Annotated in this window: 16 protein-coding genes; 14 read left to right on the forward strand and 2 right to left on the reverse strand. The window is 58.2% G+C overall.

Annotated features, from left to right (window positions below; all coding sequences use genetic code 11):
- The first annotated feature begins 261 nt into the window (after positions 1–261).
- From NLM15_RS07620 to NLM15_RS07665, 10 genes are all read left to right on the forward strand, one after another.
- Positions 262–525, forward strand: coding sequence for a BolA/IbaG family iron-sulfur metabolism protein (locus NLM15_RS07620; RefSeq protein WP_254116381.1), 264 nt, complete (start codon positions 262–264; stop codon positions 523–525).
- A gap of 216 nt (positions 526–741) precedes the next feature.
- Positions 742–1,080, forward strand: a complete 339-nt coding sequence (locus NLM15_RS07625) for a ferredoxin (protein WP_375166818.1) — start codon at positions 742–744, stop codon at positions 1,078–1,080.
- A 314-nt stretch (positions 1,081–1,394) separates the two neighbouring features.
- Positions 1,395–2,285: a nitrogenase iron protein gene (nifH, locus tag NLM15_RS07630; protein WP_254116363.1), complete on the forward strand. Its 891-nt coding sequence runs from the start codon at positions 1,395–1,397 to the stop codon at positions 2,283–2,285.
- A 62-nt stretch (positions 2,286–2,347) separates the two neighbouring features.
- Positions 2,348–3,073 (forward strand): nitrogen fixation protein NifQ, encoded by a 726-nt coding sequence (locus NLM15_RS07635; protein ID WP_254116383.1) that lies wholly within the window; start codon positions 2,348–2,350, stop codon positions 3,071–3,073.
- Positions 3,074–3,340: 267 nt separating this feature from the next.
- On the forward strand, positions 3,341–3,826 hold the full coding sequence (locus NLM15_RS07640) for a transcriptional repressor (protein ID WP_254116384.1): 486 nt from the start codon (positions 3,341–3,343) through the stop codon (positions 3,824–3,826).
- 76 nt (positions 3,827–3,902) lie between these two features.
- Positions 3,903–5,081 (forward strand): homocitrate synthase, encoded by a 1,179-nt coding sequence (nifV, locus tag NLM15_RS07645; protein WP_254116385.1) that lies wholly within the window; start codon positions 3,903–3,905, stop codon positions 5,079–5,081.
- A gap of 142 nt (positions 5,082–5,223) precedes the next feature.
- Entirely contained in the window at positions 5,224–5,553 is a 330-nt protein-coding gene (gene nifW, locus NLM15_RS07650) for a nitrogenase stabilizing/protective protein NifW (protein ID WP_254116386.1), read from the forward strand.
- Between the two features lie 558 nt (positions 5,554–6,111).
- The gene (locus tag NLM15_RS07655) at positions 6,112–7,239 is read left to right on the forward strand and encodes an electron transfer flavoprotein subunit alpha/FixB family protein (protein WP_254116387.1); all 1,128 of its coding nucleotides are present in this window, start codon (positions 6,112–6,114) and stop codon (positions 7,237–7,239) included.
- Positions 7,236–8,543: an FAD-dependent oxidoreductase gene (locus NLM15_RS07660; RefSeq protein WP_254116388.1), complete on the forward strand. Its 1,308-nt coding sequence runs from the start codon at positions 7,236–7,238 to the stop codon at positions 8,541–8,543. Before NLM15_RS07655 ends, NLM15_RS07660 begins: the two co-directional genes overlap by 4 nt.
- 38 nt (positions 8,544–8,581) lie before the next feature.
- Positions 8,582–8,878 carry a ferredoxin family protein gene (locus NLM15_RS07665; RefSeq protein ID WP_254116389.1) on the forward strand — a complete coding sequence of 99 codons (297 nt, stop codon included), beginning with the start codon at positions 8,582–8,584 and terminating at the stop codon, positions 8,876–8,878.
- Positions 8,879–10,441: 1,563 nt separating this feature from the next.
- Here the strand turns inward: NLM15_RS07665 and NLM15_RS07670 are convergent.
- Positions 10,442–10,837 carry a hypothetical protein gene (locus NLM15_RS07670; protein WP_254116390.1) on the reverse strand — a complete coding sequence of 132 codons (396 nt, stop codon included), beginning with the start codon at positions 10,835–10,837 and terminating at the stop codon, positions 10,442–10,444.
- Between the two features lie 322 nt (positions 10,838–11,159).
- On the opposite strand from NLM15_RS07670, the gene NLM15_RS07675 reads away from it, so the two are divergent.
- The 3 genes from NLM15_RS07675 to NLM15_RS07685 all read left to right on the forward strand — a co-directional run bounded on the left by NLM15_RS07675 (position 11,160) and on the right by NLM15_RS07685 (position 14,064).
- On the forward strand, positions 11,160–11,729 hold the full coding sequence (locus NLM15_RS07675) for a hypothetical protein (RefSeq protein ID WP_254116391.1): 570 nt from the start codon (positions 11,160–11,162) through the stop codon (positions 11,727–11,729).
- A 57-nt stretch (positions 11,730–11,786) separates the two neighbouring features.
- Complete coding sequence (locus NLM15_RS07680; protein ID WP_254116392.1) at positions 11,787–11,990, forward strand: hypothetical protein; 204 nt, start codon at positions 11,787–11,789, stop codon at positions 11,988–11,990.
- A 748-nt stretch (positions 11,991–12,738) separates the two neighbouring features.
- Complete coding sequence (locus NLM15_RS07685; protein WP_254116393.1) at positions 12,739–14,064, forward strand: DUF3422 family protein; 1,326 nt, start codon at positions 12,739–12,741, stop codon at positions 14,062–14,064.
- Positions 14,065–14,197: 133 nt separating this feature from the next.
- On the opposite strand, the gene NLM15_RS43710 is transcribed toward NLM15_RS07685, so the two are convergent.
- Entirely contained in the window at positions 14,198–14,362 is a 165-nt protein-coding gene (locus NLM15_RS43710) for a hypothetical protein (RefSeq protein WP_375166819.1), read from the reverse strand.
- A gap of 10 nt (positions 14,363–14,372) precedes the next feature.
- On the opposite strand from NLM15_RS43710, the gene NLM15_RS43715 reads away from it, so the two are divergent.
- Complete coding sequence (locus NLM15_RS43715; RefSeq protein ID WP_309144919.1) at positions 14,373–14,582, forward strand: CoA transferase; 210 nt, start codon at positions 14,373–14,375, stop codon at positions 14,580–14,582.
- Positions 14,583–15,538: the final 956 nt, after the last annotated feature.

The following is a 15,538-nucleotide window of genomic DNA, read 5'->3' on the forward strand; positions in this document are numbered from 1 at the left end:
CGGCCGCTCGCTGACTAGCACGACACGGTTGGCATGAAGTACGCCTCAAGGTCGATGCTCGGCGTATACGTCGTCGCCGCATTTCTTGAGCCCGACGGAAAGCCGAGCAGCCTCATCTCCGCATGACGTAGTCGATCGAAACACTATTGTTATCTTCGCGACAGTTCGCTCGCGGGGTTGTCGGCGAACGGACGCAAGATTGGCATCCGCCTCGGCGGAAGTGTCTCAAATGGTCCTCTCTAAAGTTGGTGTGGAGCTTGCATGAAACAGCAAGAGCAGGGAGTCAGGGACATGGTTATCGCCGGGCCGGCAATCGAAGACTTGATCCGCGAGGCGCTTCCAGAGGCTGATGTGATCGTGACCGAGCTGGCGGGCGCCGGACACCACTGTGGGGCACGAATCGTCTCGCGGGCTTTTGCAGGTAAGAGCCGCATCCAACAGCATCGGATGATCTATGCCGCGTTAGGGGGAAAACTGATCGATACATTCGACGCGCTCGTCCTCCAAACGGCGGTGTCGCATTGAGCCACTTGCAAGGAAGTGACACGGTGAGCAATCTACCCGAAACGTCAGTTGCGGACGTGGCATCAAGTCATCTTTGACCTAGCCGATCATCCTGTGGCTCAATGCCAGAGTTGGATCTCTCGGCGACTGCGACATCGCTCCCCAGAGTTCCAGGTCGGATGAGTTCACCACTCTTGAAAACAGGCGCATTGCAATAACAGAAGTATGAGCGGAAGCATGAACGAGTTCGAACTCCCACAGATCTACCGGCATCACGTTTTTGCCTGCCACACTCAGCGCCCACCCGACCATCCGCACGGCAGCTGCGGGGCGGCGGGCGGTGGACCGTTGTGGGAACGGCTCGGCAAAGCGATCGAGGCGAGAGGGCTGGTCGATATCGGCTTCACCGCAGCCGGCTGTCTCGGCTTCTGCGGCTCCGGTCCTCTGATGGTCGTCTATCCTGACGGTGTCTGGTATCGTCCGAGTACACCGGAGGACATTGACGAGATTGTTGAGTCTCATCTGAAGAATGGCCGCCGCGTCGATCGCCTCGTCATCGTGCTCACACGAAGCTAGCGGCTCCTTGCTTTCCCTTTGCGGGAGATGGTGCCTTGGGTGGGCTTCGGCCACCGTAAGAAGGACGGCGATGGCGTGCCGTCGGTCGTGCCTGTCGACTATTTTCCGAGCATGAGCGGGCGCTCAACGCGCGGCGGGTGGCACGCTAGTTGCTATTCGATTGCTGCAGCTACGAGTTAGGGCTGAGGCCACGCCGGCGCCTATGGCGAGCGATGTTCTCCTTCCCGATGCCCGTGTGCCCACGTTTCTGAGAGAGAAACAATCCTGCGCAAGCCGAGCGCGAAATCATTGGCAATCGGTTGATGGAGAACAGCATGTCTTCACTGAGACAAATCGCGTTTTACGGCAAGGGCGGTATCGGCAAATCGACGACATCGCAGAACACGCTCGCAGCCCTTGCCGAGATGGGTCACAAGATCCTGATCGTCGGCTGCGATCCGAAGGCGGACTCGACCCGCTTGATCCTGCACGCCAAGGCGCAGGACACGATCTTGAGTCTCGCGGCAAGCGCCGGCAGCGTCGAGGACCTCGAGATCGAGGACGTCTTGAAGGTCGGTTACAAAGACATTCGCTGCGTCGAATCCGGTGGTCCGGAGCCGGGAGTGGGGTGCGCCGGCCGGGGCGTCATCACCTCGATCAATTTCTTGGAAGAGAACGGCGCCTATGAGGATATCGACTACGTGTCGTACGATGTGCTCGGCGACGTCGTCTGCGGCGGCTTTGCGATGCCGATACGCGAGAACAAGGCGCAAGAGATCTACATCGTCATGTCCGGCGAGATGATGGCGATGTACGCTGCCAACAACATCTCCAAGGGCATTCTGAAGTATGCCAATTCCGGCGGCGTGCGGCTCGGCGGCTTGATCTGTAACGAGCGGCAGACCGACAAGGAGCTGGAGCTGGCAGAAGCACTCGCCAAGAAGCTCGGCACCCAGCTGATCCACTTCGTGCCCCGTGACAACGTCGTCCAACACGCCGAGCTACGCCGCATGACGGTGCTGGAATATGCACCGGACTGCAAGCAGGCTGACCACTATCGCAATCTCGCGACCAAAATCCATAACAATGGCGGCAATGGCATCATCCCGACCCCGATCAGCATGGACGAGCTTGAGGACATGCTGATGGAGCACGGCATCATGAAGCAGATCGACGAAAGCCAGGTCGGCAAAACCGCTTCAGAGCTTGCTGCGCTTTCAGCGTAACTATTGTGTCGATCGTCAGAAAGAGGGCCAAAACTGACACGGTCCGACCGATGGAGTTGTCAATGTATGCAGCGCAAACAGATCTAATCACTGCGATATCAACTCCGTCGGACGGGACCTCCCCTGACAGACGGCATGCCGGAATTGAACTCTACCATCTTCTATCTGGCTGCGATCCAGTCGACGCCGACGTAAGGGATGACGACAATTTTGACCGGCACGTGCTCGCCTCTGTTCTTTGTGCGGCGGTAATGGATGGAGGGTCGCTTCCCGACCGCGCGGGCCTGACGGTGGAGGAGCTCAATGAACTCCTGGCGAAATGTTTCCCATTCGCGCCGGTGCGGGTCACCGTCTCGATGCAAAAGGCCGGTTCGGCCAGCGACGAGGAGATAATGGTGCGTGACCTCCTGCTGGCACAGCGATCGACCAAGGGCGAAATCAGTCGCTGGCTGGCAGCCATGATCGCGCGGCGTGCGATGGAGCCGAACCATTTGTGGGAAGATCTCGGATTGCGTGAGCGGGCTGAGTTGTCGCGTCTGTTGGCAAGACATTTCGCGCCGCTGGCTGCGCAAAACTCCAAAAATATGCGCTGGAAGCGTTTCTTTTATCGAAGATTGTGCGAGGACGAGGGGTGGGCGATGTGCACCACGCCAGTGTGTGCGGAATGCATCGACTTCAATCACTGCTTCGGTGAGGAGAGCGGCGAGAGCCGGATGGCGGAGCGCTCTAGCGATCATTTGCGCGAATTCAAAAGTCATGTGGAAGCTTCCGGCAGTCCGCAAGCGTGAGTGAATCGACCATGGACGCGTTCCCCGCCAACAGCCTCGCGGGGCCCCCGAAGCTGAGGCGCTCGAACTCTCGCGCGATGGGAAAGTCCGCGAAAGCGTGCATGCGGAAGTTGCGAGAGGCGGCCCTGCGGCCGACACGCCGGCGTGTGCTGCTTTGTTCTTCGATATGCCGATCACTGAATTGGGTATCCCAACTTGAACTCGTGCGGACACAGGCGGAGAATATCCAAGCGCCCCCCCAGAATGCACCGAAGGTGAAACCGCCTTATGCCTTCAGTGACTGTCAAGCACTTCATTGAAATACGCCAATGCTTCTTCGACGGTTCTGGTGCTGATCGAAAGCTGCTCTGCTCAGTTGCTGTTCGCCGGGAAGACCGCCACGTCACTGCCGAGATGCTCTTCCATGAGGCGATCGAAGCCAACATCAAACTCTCGATTGCGACCGTATACAACACGCCGAACCAGTTCACGCAAGCTGGCTTATTGCGCCGCATCATGCCTGACAGCTTAAAGTCATTCTTTGACATCGATACCAGCAAACACCCGCATTTCTATCTTATCGGCGAAGACAATTTGATCAACATCCCCGAATGGCCCTTGCTCGCGCAGATGCCGGAGGCCTTGCCGGCTTCGAGATTGCCCAGCTCGACATCATCGTCCGCAGTCGCCGTAGGCCGATGGACATATGTGGCGTTGGGTCTCCGACATTGTCGCATTTACGACTGGTTCAGCCGCTGCCCAGAAACGCTGTGATTCCAAGAGTCTGCATCACTCAATCGCTCTGGCACAGCTGTTGCTCACGATTTGGCGGAAAGACGGGAATGCGCACATGGCCTTCGGTGGAACGGCTCTCACCTGCAAGTCGCAGACAGGACAGATAGTCCTGAACGACACCACGTTACGCGACGGCGAGCAGGCACCCGGCGTGGCCTTTACAACAGCGGAAAAAGTATCGATCGCACGTGCGTTAGCAAATGCCGGAATTACCGAGATCGAGGCCGGTACGCCGGCTATGGGCCATGAAGAGGTCAGCGCGATCCGCGCTGTTGTCGACGCTGACCTGGCGGCGACAATCATTGGCTGGTGCCGAATGAAACCCGCTGATGTCGATGCTGCAATCGAATCTGGTGTCTCGATGGTCAACGTCTCGATCCCATCCTCCGACGTGCAGATAGCTGCCAAGCTCGCCGGCGGCCGGGTCGCCGCGCTCGAGCAGGTAAGGCGGATCGTCGGCTACGCTCGCGACAGGGGGCTCGAGGTCGCAGTCGGAGGCGAAGACGCCTCGCGGGCCGACGTCAACTTCCTAGCCGAGCTGATCATCGCCGCAAAAGATGCCGGCGCTCGGCGCTTTCGCGTTGCCGATACCCTCAGCGTGCTCGATCCCGATGCAGCCTTTGCGTTGGTGGCGGCGCTACGTGCCGCCGCCGATCTCGAAATCGAATTCCACGGCCACGACGATTTGGGCCTAGCGACGGCTAACACGCTCGCCGCAATCAAGGCCGGCGCAACGCATGCCTCCGTCACCGTGATCGGTCTTGGCGAGCGTGCAGGCAACGCGCCGCTGGAAGAGGTCGCCGTCGCGCTCAAACAGCTCTATGGACGCGATACGGGCGTCGTGCTCTCGCAACTCAACAATGTCGCGGCCGTCGTCGCGGCCGCCGCCGTCCGAATCGTTCCGCTCAACAAGGCGATCGTCGGCGAGCATGTCTTTACCCACGAATCCGGCATCCATGTCGATGGCCTCTTGAAGGACCAGCGCAGCTATCAGGCGCTCGATCCACGGTTGCTCGGCCGCTCTAATCGCTTTGTTATCGGCAAACATTCAGGGCTCGCCGCTATCACCGCGCTGCTGGCTGAACTGCAGCTTTCCGTCAGCGCCGACGAAAGAAAGGTCATCCTTGCGCGCGTCCGCAAGCATGCCATCGAGCACAAGGGCGGGGTCGCGCGCGAGACTGTCATGGCGATTTGGCGCGAGGTCCATGAGCACTCCCTGCTGAACGGAATGTGAGGCCACCATGTTCCGAATAGCCGCTCTCTCTGTCATCGACCAGGTCGTTAAGCCGCCGCGTCAGCGTGTAGGCATCCCGATGATCAGGAAGCGGGCCACACGCAGTATTGCACCACGCTAGAAAGGCGGATGGAGACGACGAATGGTTGATGGAGTCCTGTTGAGATTGAGCAAGGCGGCTGCGGCCGAGGAGTTCTTCGACCTACTCGGCGTCAAGTACGATCCAAATGTCGTCAATGTAGCCCGGCTCCACATCTTGCAGCGCATGGGGCAGTACCTAGCGGATGAAGACTTGACGGCAGCAAGCGATGCATTGGTCGCCGAACGGTGTAGGGCCGTACTGGAACGGGCATACGCGGATTTCGTCTCTTCCTCTCCAATCAATCAACGGGTTTTCAAGGTCCTCAAGGAGGCCACCGCACCACACGCGAAGATAACGCCAAAGTTCGTGCAGCTGGACACGTTCAAGTGACCATGCTTCAACTTGAACGGACGCGTCCTCTTCCTGATCGTCTCACAAGGGCGATGGACCTAATGCCTCTGTACGATCTCCGACGCGTGCCGCCGCACGCTTGTCGGCTCTGGTGCCTCCTCCAGACAAGGGTCAAGCCGCTGTGGTCGTAAACATCTGTACTGATACGGTTCTTTTTTAGGTCGTGTGCACAGTTGGTACGACATTTGCTGTCTCTGTTCGCTGCAAAACCTTGGAGAAGCGAATGCGCATCGTCGTATGCATCAAGCAAGTCCCGCTCCCCGCGCAGAGTCGGGTGCCCTTTGTGAGCAAAACCATCATGCGTGAGAGGGGGAAGACCAACTAAGACCTGTTTGCACTCTGTAATGCGGCCTCCACGGCTCGCCGTTTGTGTCAACGCTTCTTCGCGTCGGGCCGCGTAGCAACGGCAGCTCAAACCGAGACTCCGGGGACGAACCGGACGCGATGCTGAGAGAGGCGGCCCCCAAGCGCCGAACGCACCTGCAAGTCGATCTCGCGAAGCTGGTGCGTGGCTGGTAAAGCAAGGAAACCAATATCATGAGCTCTACATCAAAAAGTCGTGCGCCGGCCGCTGCCTCTGGCCGCGCTGCGACCAAGAAGGAGTTGCCCGAGCACTTCAAGGCCTACAAACACGTCTGGGTCTTCGTCGAGCAGGAACGCGGAGTTGTGCACCCGGTGTCTTGGGAACTCATGGGTGCCGGCCGCAAGCTCGCCGATAAGCTCAAGGTCGATCTCGCCGCTGTCGTCATCGGCCCGGTAGGCGAGGCGACGCAGCAGGCGGCTGCTCAGTCCTTCTGCTATGACGCCGATCTCGTGTACATGGTTGCCCACGATCTTTTGGCCGACTATCGCAACGAGTCCTACACCAAGGCCCTGACCGACGTCGTCGATACCCATAAGCCGGAGATCCTGCTATTGGGCGCCACCACGCTCGGCCGCGATCTCGCAGGCTCGGTCGCCACTACGTTGCTTACGGGCCTTACTGCGGATTGCACAGAGCTTGATGTCGACGCGGACGGATCGCTCGCTGCTACGCGACCGACCTTCGGCGGCTCTTTGCTCTGCACGATCTACACGCTCAACTACCGCCCGCAAATGGCAACCGTCCGCCCACGTGTGATGCCGATGCCGAAGCGCGTCGCGCGCCCGGTCGGCCGCATCATCACTCACCCGCTCGGTCTCGTCGAACACGACATCGTCACAAAAGTGCTTTCCTTTCTGCCCGACCGCAATTCAGAAAAATCCAACCTCGCTTATGCCGACGCGGTCGTTGCGGGTGGCCTTGGGCTTGGATCACCGGAGAATTTCCAGCTGGTACATCGACTTGCGACCGTGCTTGGGGCCGAATACGGCAGTTCGCGACCGCTGGTACAGAAGGGCTGGGTCACCTCTGATCGCCAGATCGGTCAGACCGGCAAGACGATACGGCCAAAACTCTATATCGCCGCTGCCATTTCGGGTGCGATCCAGCACCGTGTCGGCGTCGAGGGGGCCGATCTGATCGTCGCTATCAACACGGATAAGAACGCGCCGATTTTCGACTTCGCTCATATAGGCATCGTTGCCGATGCCATCGAGCTGTTGCCGTCCCTCACCGCCGCCTTCCGCGCGCGGCTGTCGCCGCATTCCAGTGACCGGAAGCAGCTTGAAGGAGTACGATCATGATCGAGGAGAAGTTCGATGCCATCGTTGTCGGCGCAGGCATGGCCGGTAATGCCGCGGCACTCTCCATGGCCCAGCGTGGCATGAATGTGCTGCAGCTCGAACGCGGCGAGTACTCGGGCTCAAAGAACGTGCAGGGCGCGATCCTCTATGCGGACATGCTGGAGAAGCTAGTTCCAGATTTCCGTGACGACGCTCCGCTTGAGCGACACTTGGTCGAGCAGCGCTTCTGGATGCTGGACGACCGTTCGCACACCGGCTTGCACTACCGCTCGGACGACTTCAACGAGGACAAACCGAACCGCTACACCATCATCCGCGCTCAATTCGACAAATGGTTCTCGCAAAAAGTTCGCGAAGCCGGCGCCACAGTGTTATGTGAAACCACCGTCACGGAGCTCGCCCGAGACGCCAACGGTAAGGTCATCGGCGTTCGCACCGATCGCCGCGACGGGGAGATCCGTGCTGATGTCGTTGTCCTGGCGGAGGGCGTCAACGGCATGCTCGGTACGCGCGCTGGCCTGCGCGAGCGGCCAAGGCCCGAGAAGGTTGCGCTCGCAGTCAAGGAAATGCACTTCCTGCCCCGCGAAACCATCGAAGCGCGCTTCAACCTCAAGGGTGATGAGGGCGTAGTGATCGAAGCCGTCGGCACGATTTCTCGCGGCATGACCGGGATGGGCTTTATTTATGCCAACAAGGAATGCATCTCGCTTGGTATCGGCTGCTTGGTCGCCGACTTCCAGCGCACCGGCGAGACGCCTTACGGCTTGCTCGATCGGTTTAAGCGGCATCCTTCGGTCACACCGCTGATAGAAGGCTCCGAGGTGAAGGAATATTCCGCCCATCTGATCCCCGAGGGTGGGTTTAAGGCGATCCCGCAGCTTTACGGCAATGGCTGGGTCGTGGTCGGCGACGCGGCACAGCTTAACAACACAATCCATCGCGAAGGGTCAAACCTCGCGATGACCTCGGGCCGGATTGCGGCGGAAGCGATCCTTCAGATCAAGTCGCGAAGTCAACCGATGACCCCGCAAAACCTGGTGTTATACAAGAAGAAGCTCGATGAATCCTTCGTGATCAAGGACCTAAGGAAGTACAAAGATATGCCGGCGCTGATGCACACCCGGTCCCAAAACTTCTTCCTGACCTATCCGCAGCTCGTCTCCAAGGCTATGCAGAACTTTCTGCGTGTCGACGGTACACCCAAGATCGAAAAAGAGAAGCTCACACTGAAATCGTTCACCAGGGTGCGCTCGCGTAGCGGTCTGTTCGGCGACGCCTTTGGCCTCATGCGCGCATGGCGGTGAACAGAGAAACAGGAAGTACGAACCACGGAGAACGAACTATGTCGATCGAACCATCCATGCGTGTCGAGGACAAGCTATTCTATAACCGCTATCTCGTCGATACCGGCCGTCCCCATATCAAGGTGCGGCCGCACGCAAAGCCATCACCGCAGCTTTTGTCAATGCTCAAAGCCTGTCCAGCGCGCTGCTATGAGCTCAATGAAGGGGGCCAAGTGGAGGCTACAGTCGATGGCTGTATGGAATGCGGCACTTGCCGGATAATTTGCGAAGAGAGCGGCGACATCGAATGGAGCTATCCCCGAGGCGGCTACGGCGTGCTGTTCAAGTTCGGCTAGCTCGAAATAGGAGTCCTTTGGCGAAGATTCGACGATCAACAATTGCCAAGCTTCGAGCCACTTATCGGAGGCGCGGCATGGGGCTATGCGAGAATGATCGGCTATCGGGCAAATGGCAGAACTCTCCTATCGATTGGCGCATGATTAGAGCAGATCTATCTCAACCATCGCAGAGGGTTCCGATGAAGACAGAACCGCTGCTTCCTACGTCCTGAGGGGTGGAGAAGAGTGGCCGCGTCTTGCAGTGGTCGCCCGTGTGCTGGCTGAGCCGACGAGTTTGCTGCTTGATCGATCTGAACCGCTTGAGGGCTGCACAGCTGTCGATGCCGGTTGCGGCGGTGGCGATGCATCGTTCGAATTTGGAAAAAGGGTCGGCCGAGTCGTTCAAGTCATTGGTTTCGACATCGAACGAAGATAAAGTAGTTCTCGCGCTGGCGGAGACGAGGCGTGGTGGTATACCCAATGTCGAATTCTGCTGCACAAATATCATACGGCATTGGCCGGTACGCGGGGGCGTCGCTGGTGAGCGTGCGGTTCGTGCTTTGCTATCTCATCGATCCTGGCGAGGCACTCAAACAAGCGTACGAGGCGCTCCGTCCTGGGGCATGATCTTGGTGCAGGATATCGATTGCATGACGAGTTATGCGAACCGGCGTCGGCTGCATTGCGGCCCAAAGGTGAACTCTTCGATGAGGCGGTGCGGATGTCGGCGATCCCTTGATCGGCCGCAGGCTTCTTCGCCTCCTTGAAGCGCGGGTTTCTCTGATGTTCGCTCCTCAATGGTCCAGCCATACGGCCGCAATGGTGAAGTCCAGCGAGTTCCATTGCTGACTTTCGCGACAACGCCCTGATTGAACTAGAGCTTACGAGCATGCAGGAAATCCGTGGCATCAGGGCCGAACTCGAAGCGTTTCTCGATCGGCTTGACACGACCGTCGTGCCGCCTCGCATCCTTCATGCTTGGGGACGCAGGCAGTGAAGCGCGAGTGGACCGCTTGGTATCAATTCATGCGGGCGTCACGATCGTTCGGCAGGGCGCGGCGGTAGACGCGCGCGCCGGGGTCGTCCTTAACTGCGCCGCGCGCGAGAGCAGTGATCGCCAGCAACACAGGCGGTACGAGATGTCCTCAGCGTCTTCTCACCACCTCATTCGGCAAACGAAGCACATCGAGATAGAAGTTTGGCCAGGACGATCAACGAGAATCTCGCTGCGATGCGCAGTCATCGAAATCGCATCCACCGCTATCGCCGTTTACTTGAAGTTCAGCCGACTGACCTTGAGCGCCAATATCTTGAGCGGCGCTTGTCCGAAGAGCTTCGTGCCTTCGATGCGTTAATGAGTGATAGCATTCTTGTGGTTTTCAGAAGTCCCAGGTAGTTCGCTCGGGACGGTCCGCCCCAGTCACAACAAGGGTATGACCCTGGGGCTGAGGTCGCCCGGATTTCGGGCCAGTCATGTGAGGTATCCGCTCCACATCACAACAAGAGATCTTACGACACCGAGATCATACCCTATTCTGTGATCTGTGGTCCGGCTTCCGCGCAAGATCAGAGGAGCATCTATCATCGAACACTATAAGCGAAGTAGGAATCCGCGTTGTGGTCGAGCATATGGGCTTTACGATGCATGACGTTGATCGAGAAGGAGGATGACGTGTCATGATCAAAGCCGCTGTACACCATCGAGCCGCTCGGCATCAGCGTGAAATACGATTGCTCACCCTGGTGGTATAGGTGCGGTAACTTGCCACTGACGTAACAATGGCTGATGTAGTCATATCCGCAAACTCTGTCGTCCCGCACGGATACACTTATTCTATGGTAGGCGTGAGTTTCGTATTTGTACACCCCGATGACAAGACGTTCGAGGCTGTGAGCCAACGCGATCGCAGCCGCGGCCGTTCGAATATCCGGGTTCAAATTGCCTCCTTGCTGCTTGACCGTCGAAGCGAAGGCCACGGCAGCCGGCGCCTAGCCCGAGACCCATCGAGCTCACCTCAGCATCCCCTGGCGATCTGGTGCCGCAGGAAGCAAGCAGTGTGCCGCGCCGCGGGTGTGGCTGCTCGCATTCCGTGTCCAATCGTAAGTAGCGTAACTCTTGCGACCACCGGCTGTAGCTGAAAAGAGGCTGGAGAGGACGCGTCGTAATTGTGGATTGTGCCTGTCTTACGCTCTTTCCGAACGCCAATTGGGCTTTGAACCATCCGGCATGGGACTTCGATGTGGCCGCGATATTCTCATGGCGGGAGCCACCAGTGCTCAACTCGCGAAGGTGAGGAGGATGTTTCTCTTCGAAGAGGGCTTGAATCGGACGTTACGTCAGGCTGTACGTAGCGGCGAAATCGTTCCACAAGAGATAGCCGGAATGACACAGCCTTTCCTTGTTGCCTTACTATGTTCCACATTCGGTTTGATTGGAATGAGCGGAGTTGCGCGAGCGGATGCAATCGGGCGCTACGACTGCAGCACGGTGGCGACAGCTCGAGAGCCGGTGGGTGATCGCAATGAGCACGACATCATCAGCTTCCAATATACGTGCCGTGGTGTGGATGGGCTGTTCAAGAATGGTATAGTTGCCGCAATATCTGTCGCGGAGTGTGATCGTGAGAAGGGGACCTATTTGTCATCGTTCGGTCTTCATCGCTTGCCCGACGGCTTTGCGGCTGAGCAGCTGTTGGAGGGCATCGGCTACATCGTCCTAGAAGACGACAAAGTCGTTGGGGTCGAAGCGTACGGCAAGACATCATTTAAATTCGCATCCGGTGCCTTGGAGGGTCTTACAGAGAAGGCCGTCAATTTCACGGCGACTCCCACTGGTATTGGTCGGTTCAAGTTGGAGTTTACAGATTAATGTAGGCGTCGACTGAAGCCGTCGCCAGTCAACGCATATTCTGCTTTATGAAGCAATATGATGGCGATCCTGTTCTCTGCATTAGCCAAACTCGTCGGGCCGCCATACGACGAGTGCGGCTCGAATTACGGTTCAGCGATGTGCGGGAAATTCTATGAATCTGGTGTTGGCTGCTGGGTAGTTTATGCGCGTCTGCTGGTGGGCATAGTGTCTATTGGTGGCTTAGCTGCGCTTGCCGACCTCGTTCGACGAGGTCGCTAACTAGCGGCTCAGAATGTTGCTTGAATTCACATTCGCTTAGCCGGAAATCATATGGGAACAAGTGAAGGCGGTCCTCGGCGCAGCCCATATTCAGCGTTCCGCTTTTTAACATCAAAGAGGCCATGACATTTGGCCCTTCGGCCGATCGTTAGAATATCGTAGATCCAAAGCGATCAACCGAAACGTCGATTGCAGCGAGACCACGCGAACCTTCGCTGGCTTAGGACGGGCCTCCCCCTGGCCGATCAGGCCCAATTCACCAATTTGAACGCCACGGCCCGCGGCGCTTGTCTCGATTGTTGTGCGGCGATGCTCGAGCCCGCGTATCGAACGACCTGATTTCAAAGCTAAAGAGGGGAATTTGCAATCCGATGATTGGCCGACGGACCTCGCCGGATCCGCCATTGGGTCGACAAGTCATCCGGGGTACCACAGCCATGGCGTAGCTTGGACCAAACCTGGTTCGAACGCACGTTGCTGGTGCATCTAGTGACTTGCGGAACCTCGCAGATCCGTTTGTTCGACATCGCGCGTCTGGCTGTCTGAGCGTGCACGGGCCGATGTCGGGAACTCACCAAGTTGCCGCCAGAGTGGCATGGGGTCCGAAAGACCACATGCGCGATCGTTTGTATGTCACTGGCGCAAATCCTGCACCGCATAATGGAAGACGGTGATCGCTTGCTCCCGGGTACACCCGTTTGCCGGCACAGATCATGGTGCCTTGCGTGATGCGGAATCGGGAGAATTCATGGACGAGCAATTGGATTTGGCATCATTCAAGCTGCACCCTGAGCGCGCCTCTGTGCTCGGCGAAGTCCATGCGCGCCCTTTCACAGGTCTTGTTTCGTCTCTCGGCATGGTCAGCTTCGTGTTTCTCGCAAAGGGTGATGATGCCGCACGCGATCGCCGCCGGTTTACCGATTTCTGTCGGGGGCACAAAGTGTCTCCGCCGGACCCGACGGCGAAACATCATCAGGTCGGATTTGGGCCGGTGGTGCTGCGCTGGGAGCAACACTCAGAATTTGCGACCTTCACATGGATCTGGAGCACCGCGAACAGTCCAGCCGCTCGTCAATTCGGGGACGTCAGCGAGGCCGCTCAATCACTCATCCGCGCACTATCGCAAACTGGAGAATTGCTCGCCGCGATCAAGTTGGAGGTAGAACGGGATGGTTGCCCAACAGAGCGCGCCGAGCTGATCTTTGACAACAGTAGTCTGGCGATGGTCAACGTCAAGGGCGGAGCAGGGGTCGTGGCCTCGGACTTTCGCGCTGACGACAAAGGTTTCACGAGAATTCTGGTCAGCGATCTCGGGCTGACGCCGCATGATCTCGGCGCGCTGGTGCAACGTCTCTTAGAAATTGAGACCTACCGCTCGCTGGCGCTGCTTGGTCTGTCGACCGCGCTAGAGCTTGCGCCATCGGTCGATCGAATCGATCGCCGTCTGGTCGAGGTGCTTGAGGAAATGCAGGGCGCGAAAGGGCTGAAACTCAACAATCATCTGCTTCAGGAACTGACGGCGTTGGCCGTGTCCTTCGAAAGAGACGTGGCCGGCAGCCTGTTCCGCTTTGGTGCCAGCAGAGCATACAACGAACTCGTGCAATCGCGATTGTCAATCGTTGAAGGTGAGTGCGTCTCAGGTGTTCCAACTTGGTCTTCCTTCCTGGCACGCCGTATGGCGCCTGCGATACGAACCTGCGCAACGATGGAGGAGCGTCAGGCAAATTTATCGGACAAGCTGGCACGCGCCGCCGATTTGTTGCGAACGCGTGTCGACGTTGAAATCGAAAAGCAGAATCGCGACCTGTTGCGGTCGATCAACGAGCGCGCGAGACAGCAACTTCGTCTGCAGTCGACGGTCGAGGGATTGTCGGTTGGAGCAATCGGATATTATGTGGTGAGCCTGTTTGCCTACCTAGCCAAAGGCGCTCAGGATGTCGGACTGCATGTAGAGCCCGCGTCCGTGACCGCCGCCTTCGTGCCGGTCGCCGTCGGCTTGATCTGGCTGGTCAGTTACAATGTGCGGAAACGGCACCTTAAGCCAGACGACGCGTCAGCGAGTGCTGGCGAGTAAGTGTCGTGGTAGAGACATGTCGATCGCGATGTTCCCGCCGCACGGGCGAGGTCCGCACAAGTATATAGTCAGTTTAATGGGATGGCGCTCCTGCGTTCTGTCAATGCGCCCGCCCTGTGTACGGACGAAACCGTCAAGCTCGCCGCGGCGGCTCACACTCGCGAACCAGCGAAACTCGACCGCAAGCGCCGGTCGCGGTCTTCTTGAGACATATCGATATGCGACACAAGAACTTGAGCGTCCGGCGTGCTTCCGCCGGGTCGATCTTGGTCAGGGCATAGCCGACATGGATGATCACAAAATCGCCAATGGGGAAATGCAGCCGTGATGGGAGTGTTGTCGGATCTGCGGGTCGTGGAGATTGGCAACTCGGCGGCAACCAGCGAGTGCGCGCGTTGTTTGCCGATTTCGGCGCGGATGTTCAGAAGATCGAGCCGCCGGCGGGCGCTCCACTTCGTTACTGTGCGCCGTTCACTCCGGTAGGTCAGAGCGCTTGGTTCGCGTTCCTGAAACTTTAATAAGTCATGCACGATCATCGATCCTGCTGACGCGAATGCGATCGCGCGGCTGACAGCAATGATCGACCATTTCGATATCCTGGTTGATGGCAGGGACATTGATCCGCCAAATTGTCCGCCGCCCATTGATCGCTGAGATCCGGCAGCGGCGATCCAGCTTGATTTACCTCCAAGCGAGCTGGTTCGGCAGCGAGGGTTCTTATGCAGGATTTGCCGAACCGATACGACCATCCGCGCGCTCGCTGGCCTCATCAAGCTGGTTGGTCCGGCCGAGGGCCCACCGTTGCACGCACCGGACTTCCAGACGGGTATCCTCGGCGACTGTGGGGTTCATCGCCGCCGCTTCATCTTGTCGCGCGAATGGGGGTGAAGCAGGACTGTCCTGGTCTGTCAGCATCTTTGAATCATGCCTCGCTCTCAGTGAAGATTGCGCCCTGCGCGTATTGCAGATAGGATCTAGTTCAAGGCACATGTCAACGGGCTGGTGCGATGCCAATGCGGAAGGCGCAAGGACGCACGCGGGACCTCCTACGAAGAGGTGTCGCCGATGCAGCTCCAGCGAGCCGTTCTGATGCCTTCCGACTCGATCACTTCATCGATATTGGCTGTTTGAGACTCAGATGCAGTGGTGGCTGGCAGCGGGTGTTTCCCGCTTCGTGTCTCGTATCTGGTAGAGCCCGCACGAGCGCCGCGGATGAAGGAAAGTCATCTCTCTTAGGCCAAATGGATGGCACACAGGAGTTGCGTGCACCTGCCGAGTAGGAAAGTTCGATTTTCGGGCTGAGCAACGTTCCGCACAACGTGCGGCAGAGTGCGCTTGGGCGCGCTTCGCAATCCGACCGATGGAGTCCGTTGCCCACTATCAAATGGAAGTACCGATGGATCGATCGTATCGATTGCATGAACAAACAGCGCCGCAGCAGCCCCGCACGAGCACATCGCTCGCGTTGACGGTC

This window comes from Bradyrhizobium sp. CCGB20, from assembly GCF_024199855.1.
In the GTDB taxonomy this organism is placed as follows: Bacteria; Pseudomonadota; Alphaproteobacteria; order Rhizobiales; family Xanthobacteraceae; genus Bradyrhizobium.

What these genes read in the sequence shown, in the direction of transcription:
- NLM15_RS07685 (WP_254116393.1), top strand. Translation starts at nt 12,739, where the DNA reads ATGGACGAGCAATTGGATTTGGCATCATTCAAGCTGCACCCTGAGCGC.
- NLM15_RS07665 (WP_254116389.1), top strand. Translation starts at nt 8,582, where the DNA reads ATGTCGATCGAACCATCCATGCGTGTCGAGGACAAGCTATTCTATAAC.
- NLM15_RS07635 (WP_254116383.1), top strand. Translation starts at nt 2,348, where the DNA reads ATGTATGCAGCGCAAACAGATCTAATCACTGCGATATCAACTCCGTCG.
- NLM15_RS07675 (WP_254116391.1), top strand. Translation starts at nt 11,160, where the DNA reads ATGTTTCTCTTCGAAGAGGGCTTGAATCGGACGTTACGTCAGGCTGTA.
- nifH (WP_254116363.1), top strand. Translation starts at nt 1,395, where the DNA reads ATGTCTTCACTGAGACAAATCGCGTTTTACGGCAAGGGCGGTATCGGC.
- NLM15_RS07655 (WP_254116387.1), top strand. Translation starts at nt 6,112, where the DNA reads ATGAGCTCTACATCAAAAAGTCGTGCGCCGGCCGCTGCCTCTGGCCGC.
- nifV (WP_254116385.1), top strand. Translation starts at nt 3,903, where the DNA reads ATGGCCTTCGGTGGAACGGCTCTCACCTGCAAGTCGCAGACAGGACAG.
- NLM15_RS07680 (WP_254116392.1), top strand. Translation starts at nt 11,787, where the DNA reads ATGATGGCGATCCTGTTCTCTGCATTAGCCAAACTCGTCGGGCCGCCA.
- NLM15_RS07625 (WP_375166818.1), top strand. Translation starts at nt 742, where the DNA reads ATGAACGAGTTCGAACTCCCACAGATCTACCGGCATCACGTTTTTGCC.
- nifW (WP_254116386.1), top strand. Translation starts at nt 5,224, where the DNA reads ATGGTTGATGGAGTCCTGTTGAGATTGAGCAAGGCGGCTGCGGCCGAG.
- NLM15_RS07660 (WP_254116388.1), top strand. Translation starts at nt 7,236, where the DNA reads ATGATCGAGGAGAAGTTCGATGCCATCGTTGTCGGCGCAGGCATGGCC.
- NLM15_RS07640 (WP_254116384.1), top strand. Translation starts at nt 3,341, where the DNA reads ATGCCTTCAGTGACTGTCAAGCACTTCATTGAAATACGCCAATGCTTC.
- NLM15_RS07620 (WP_254116381.1), top strand. Translation starts at nt 262, where the DNA reads ATGAAACAGCAAGAGCAGGGAGTCAGGGACATGGTTATCGCCGGGCCG.
- NLM15_RS43715 (WP_309144919.1), top strand. Translation starts at nt 14,373, where the DNA reads ATGGGGAAATGCAGCCGTGATGGGAGTGTTGTCGGATCTGCGGGTCGT.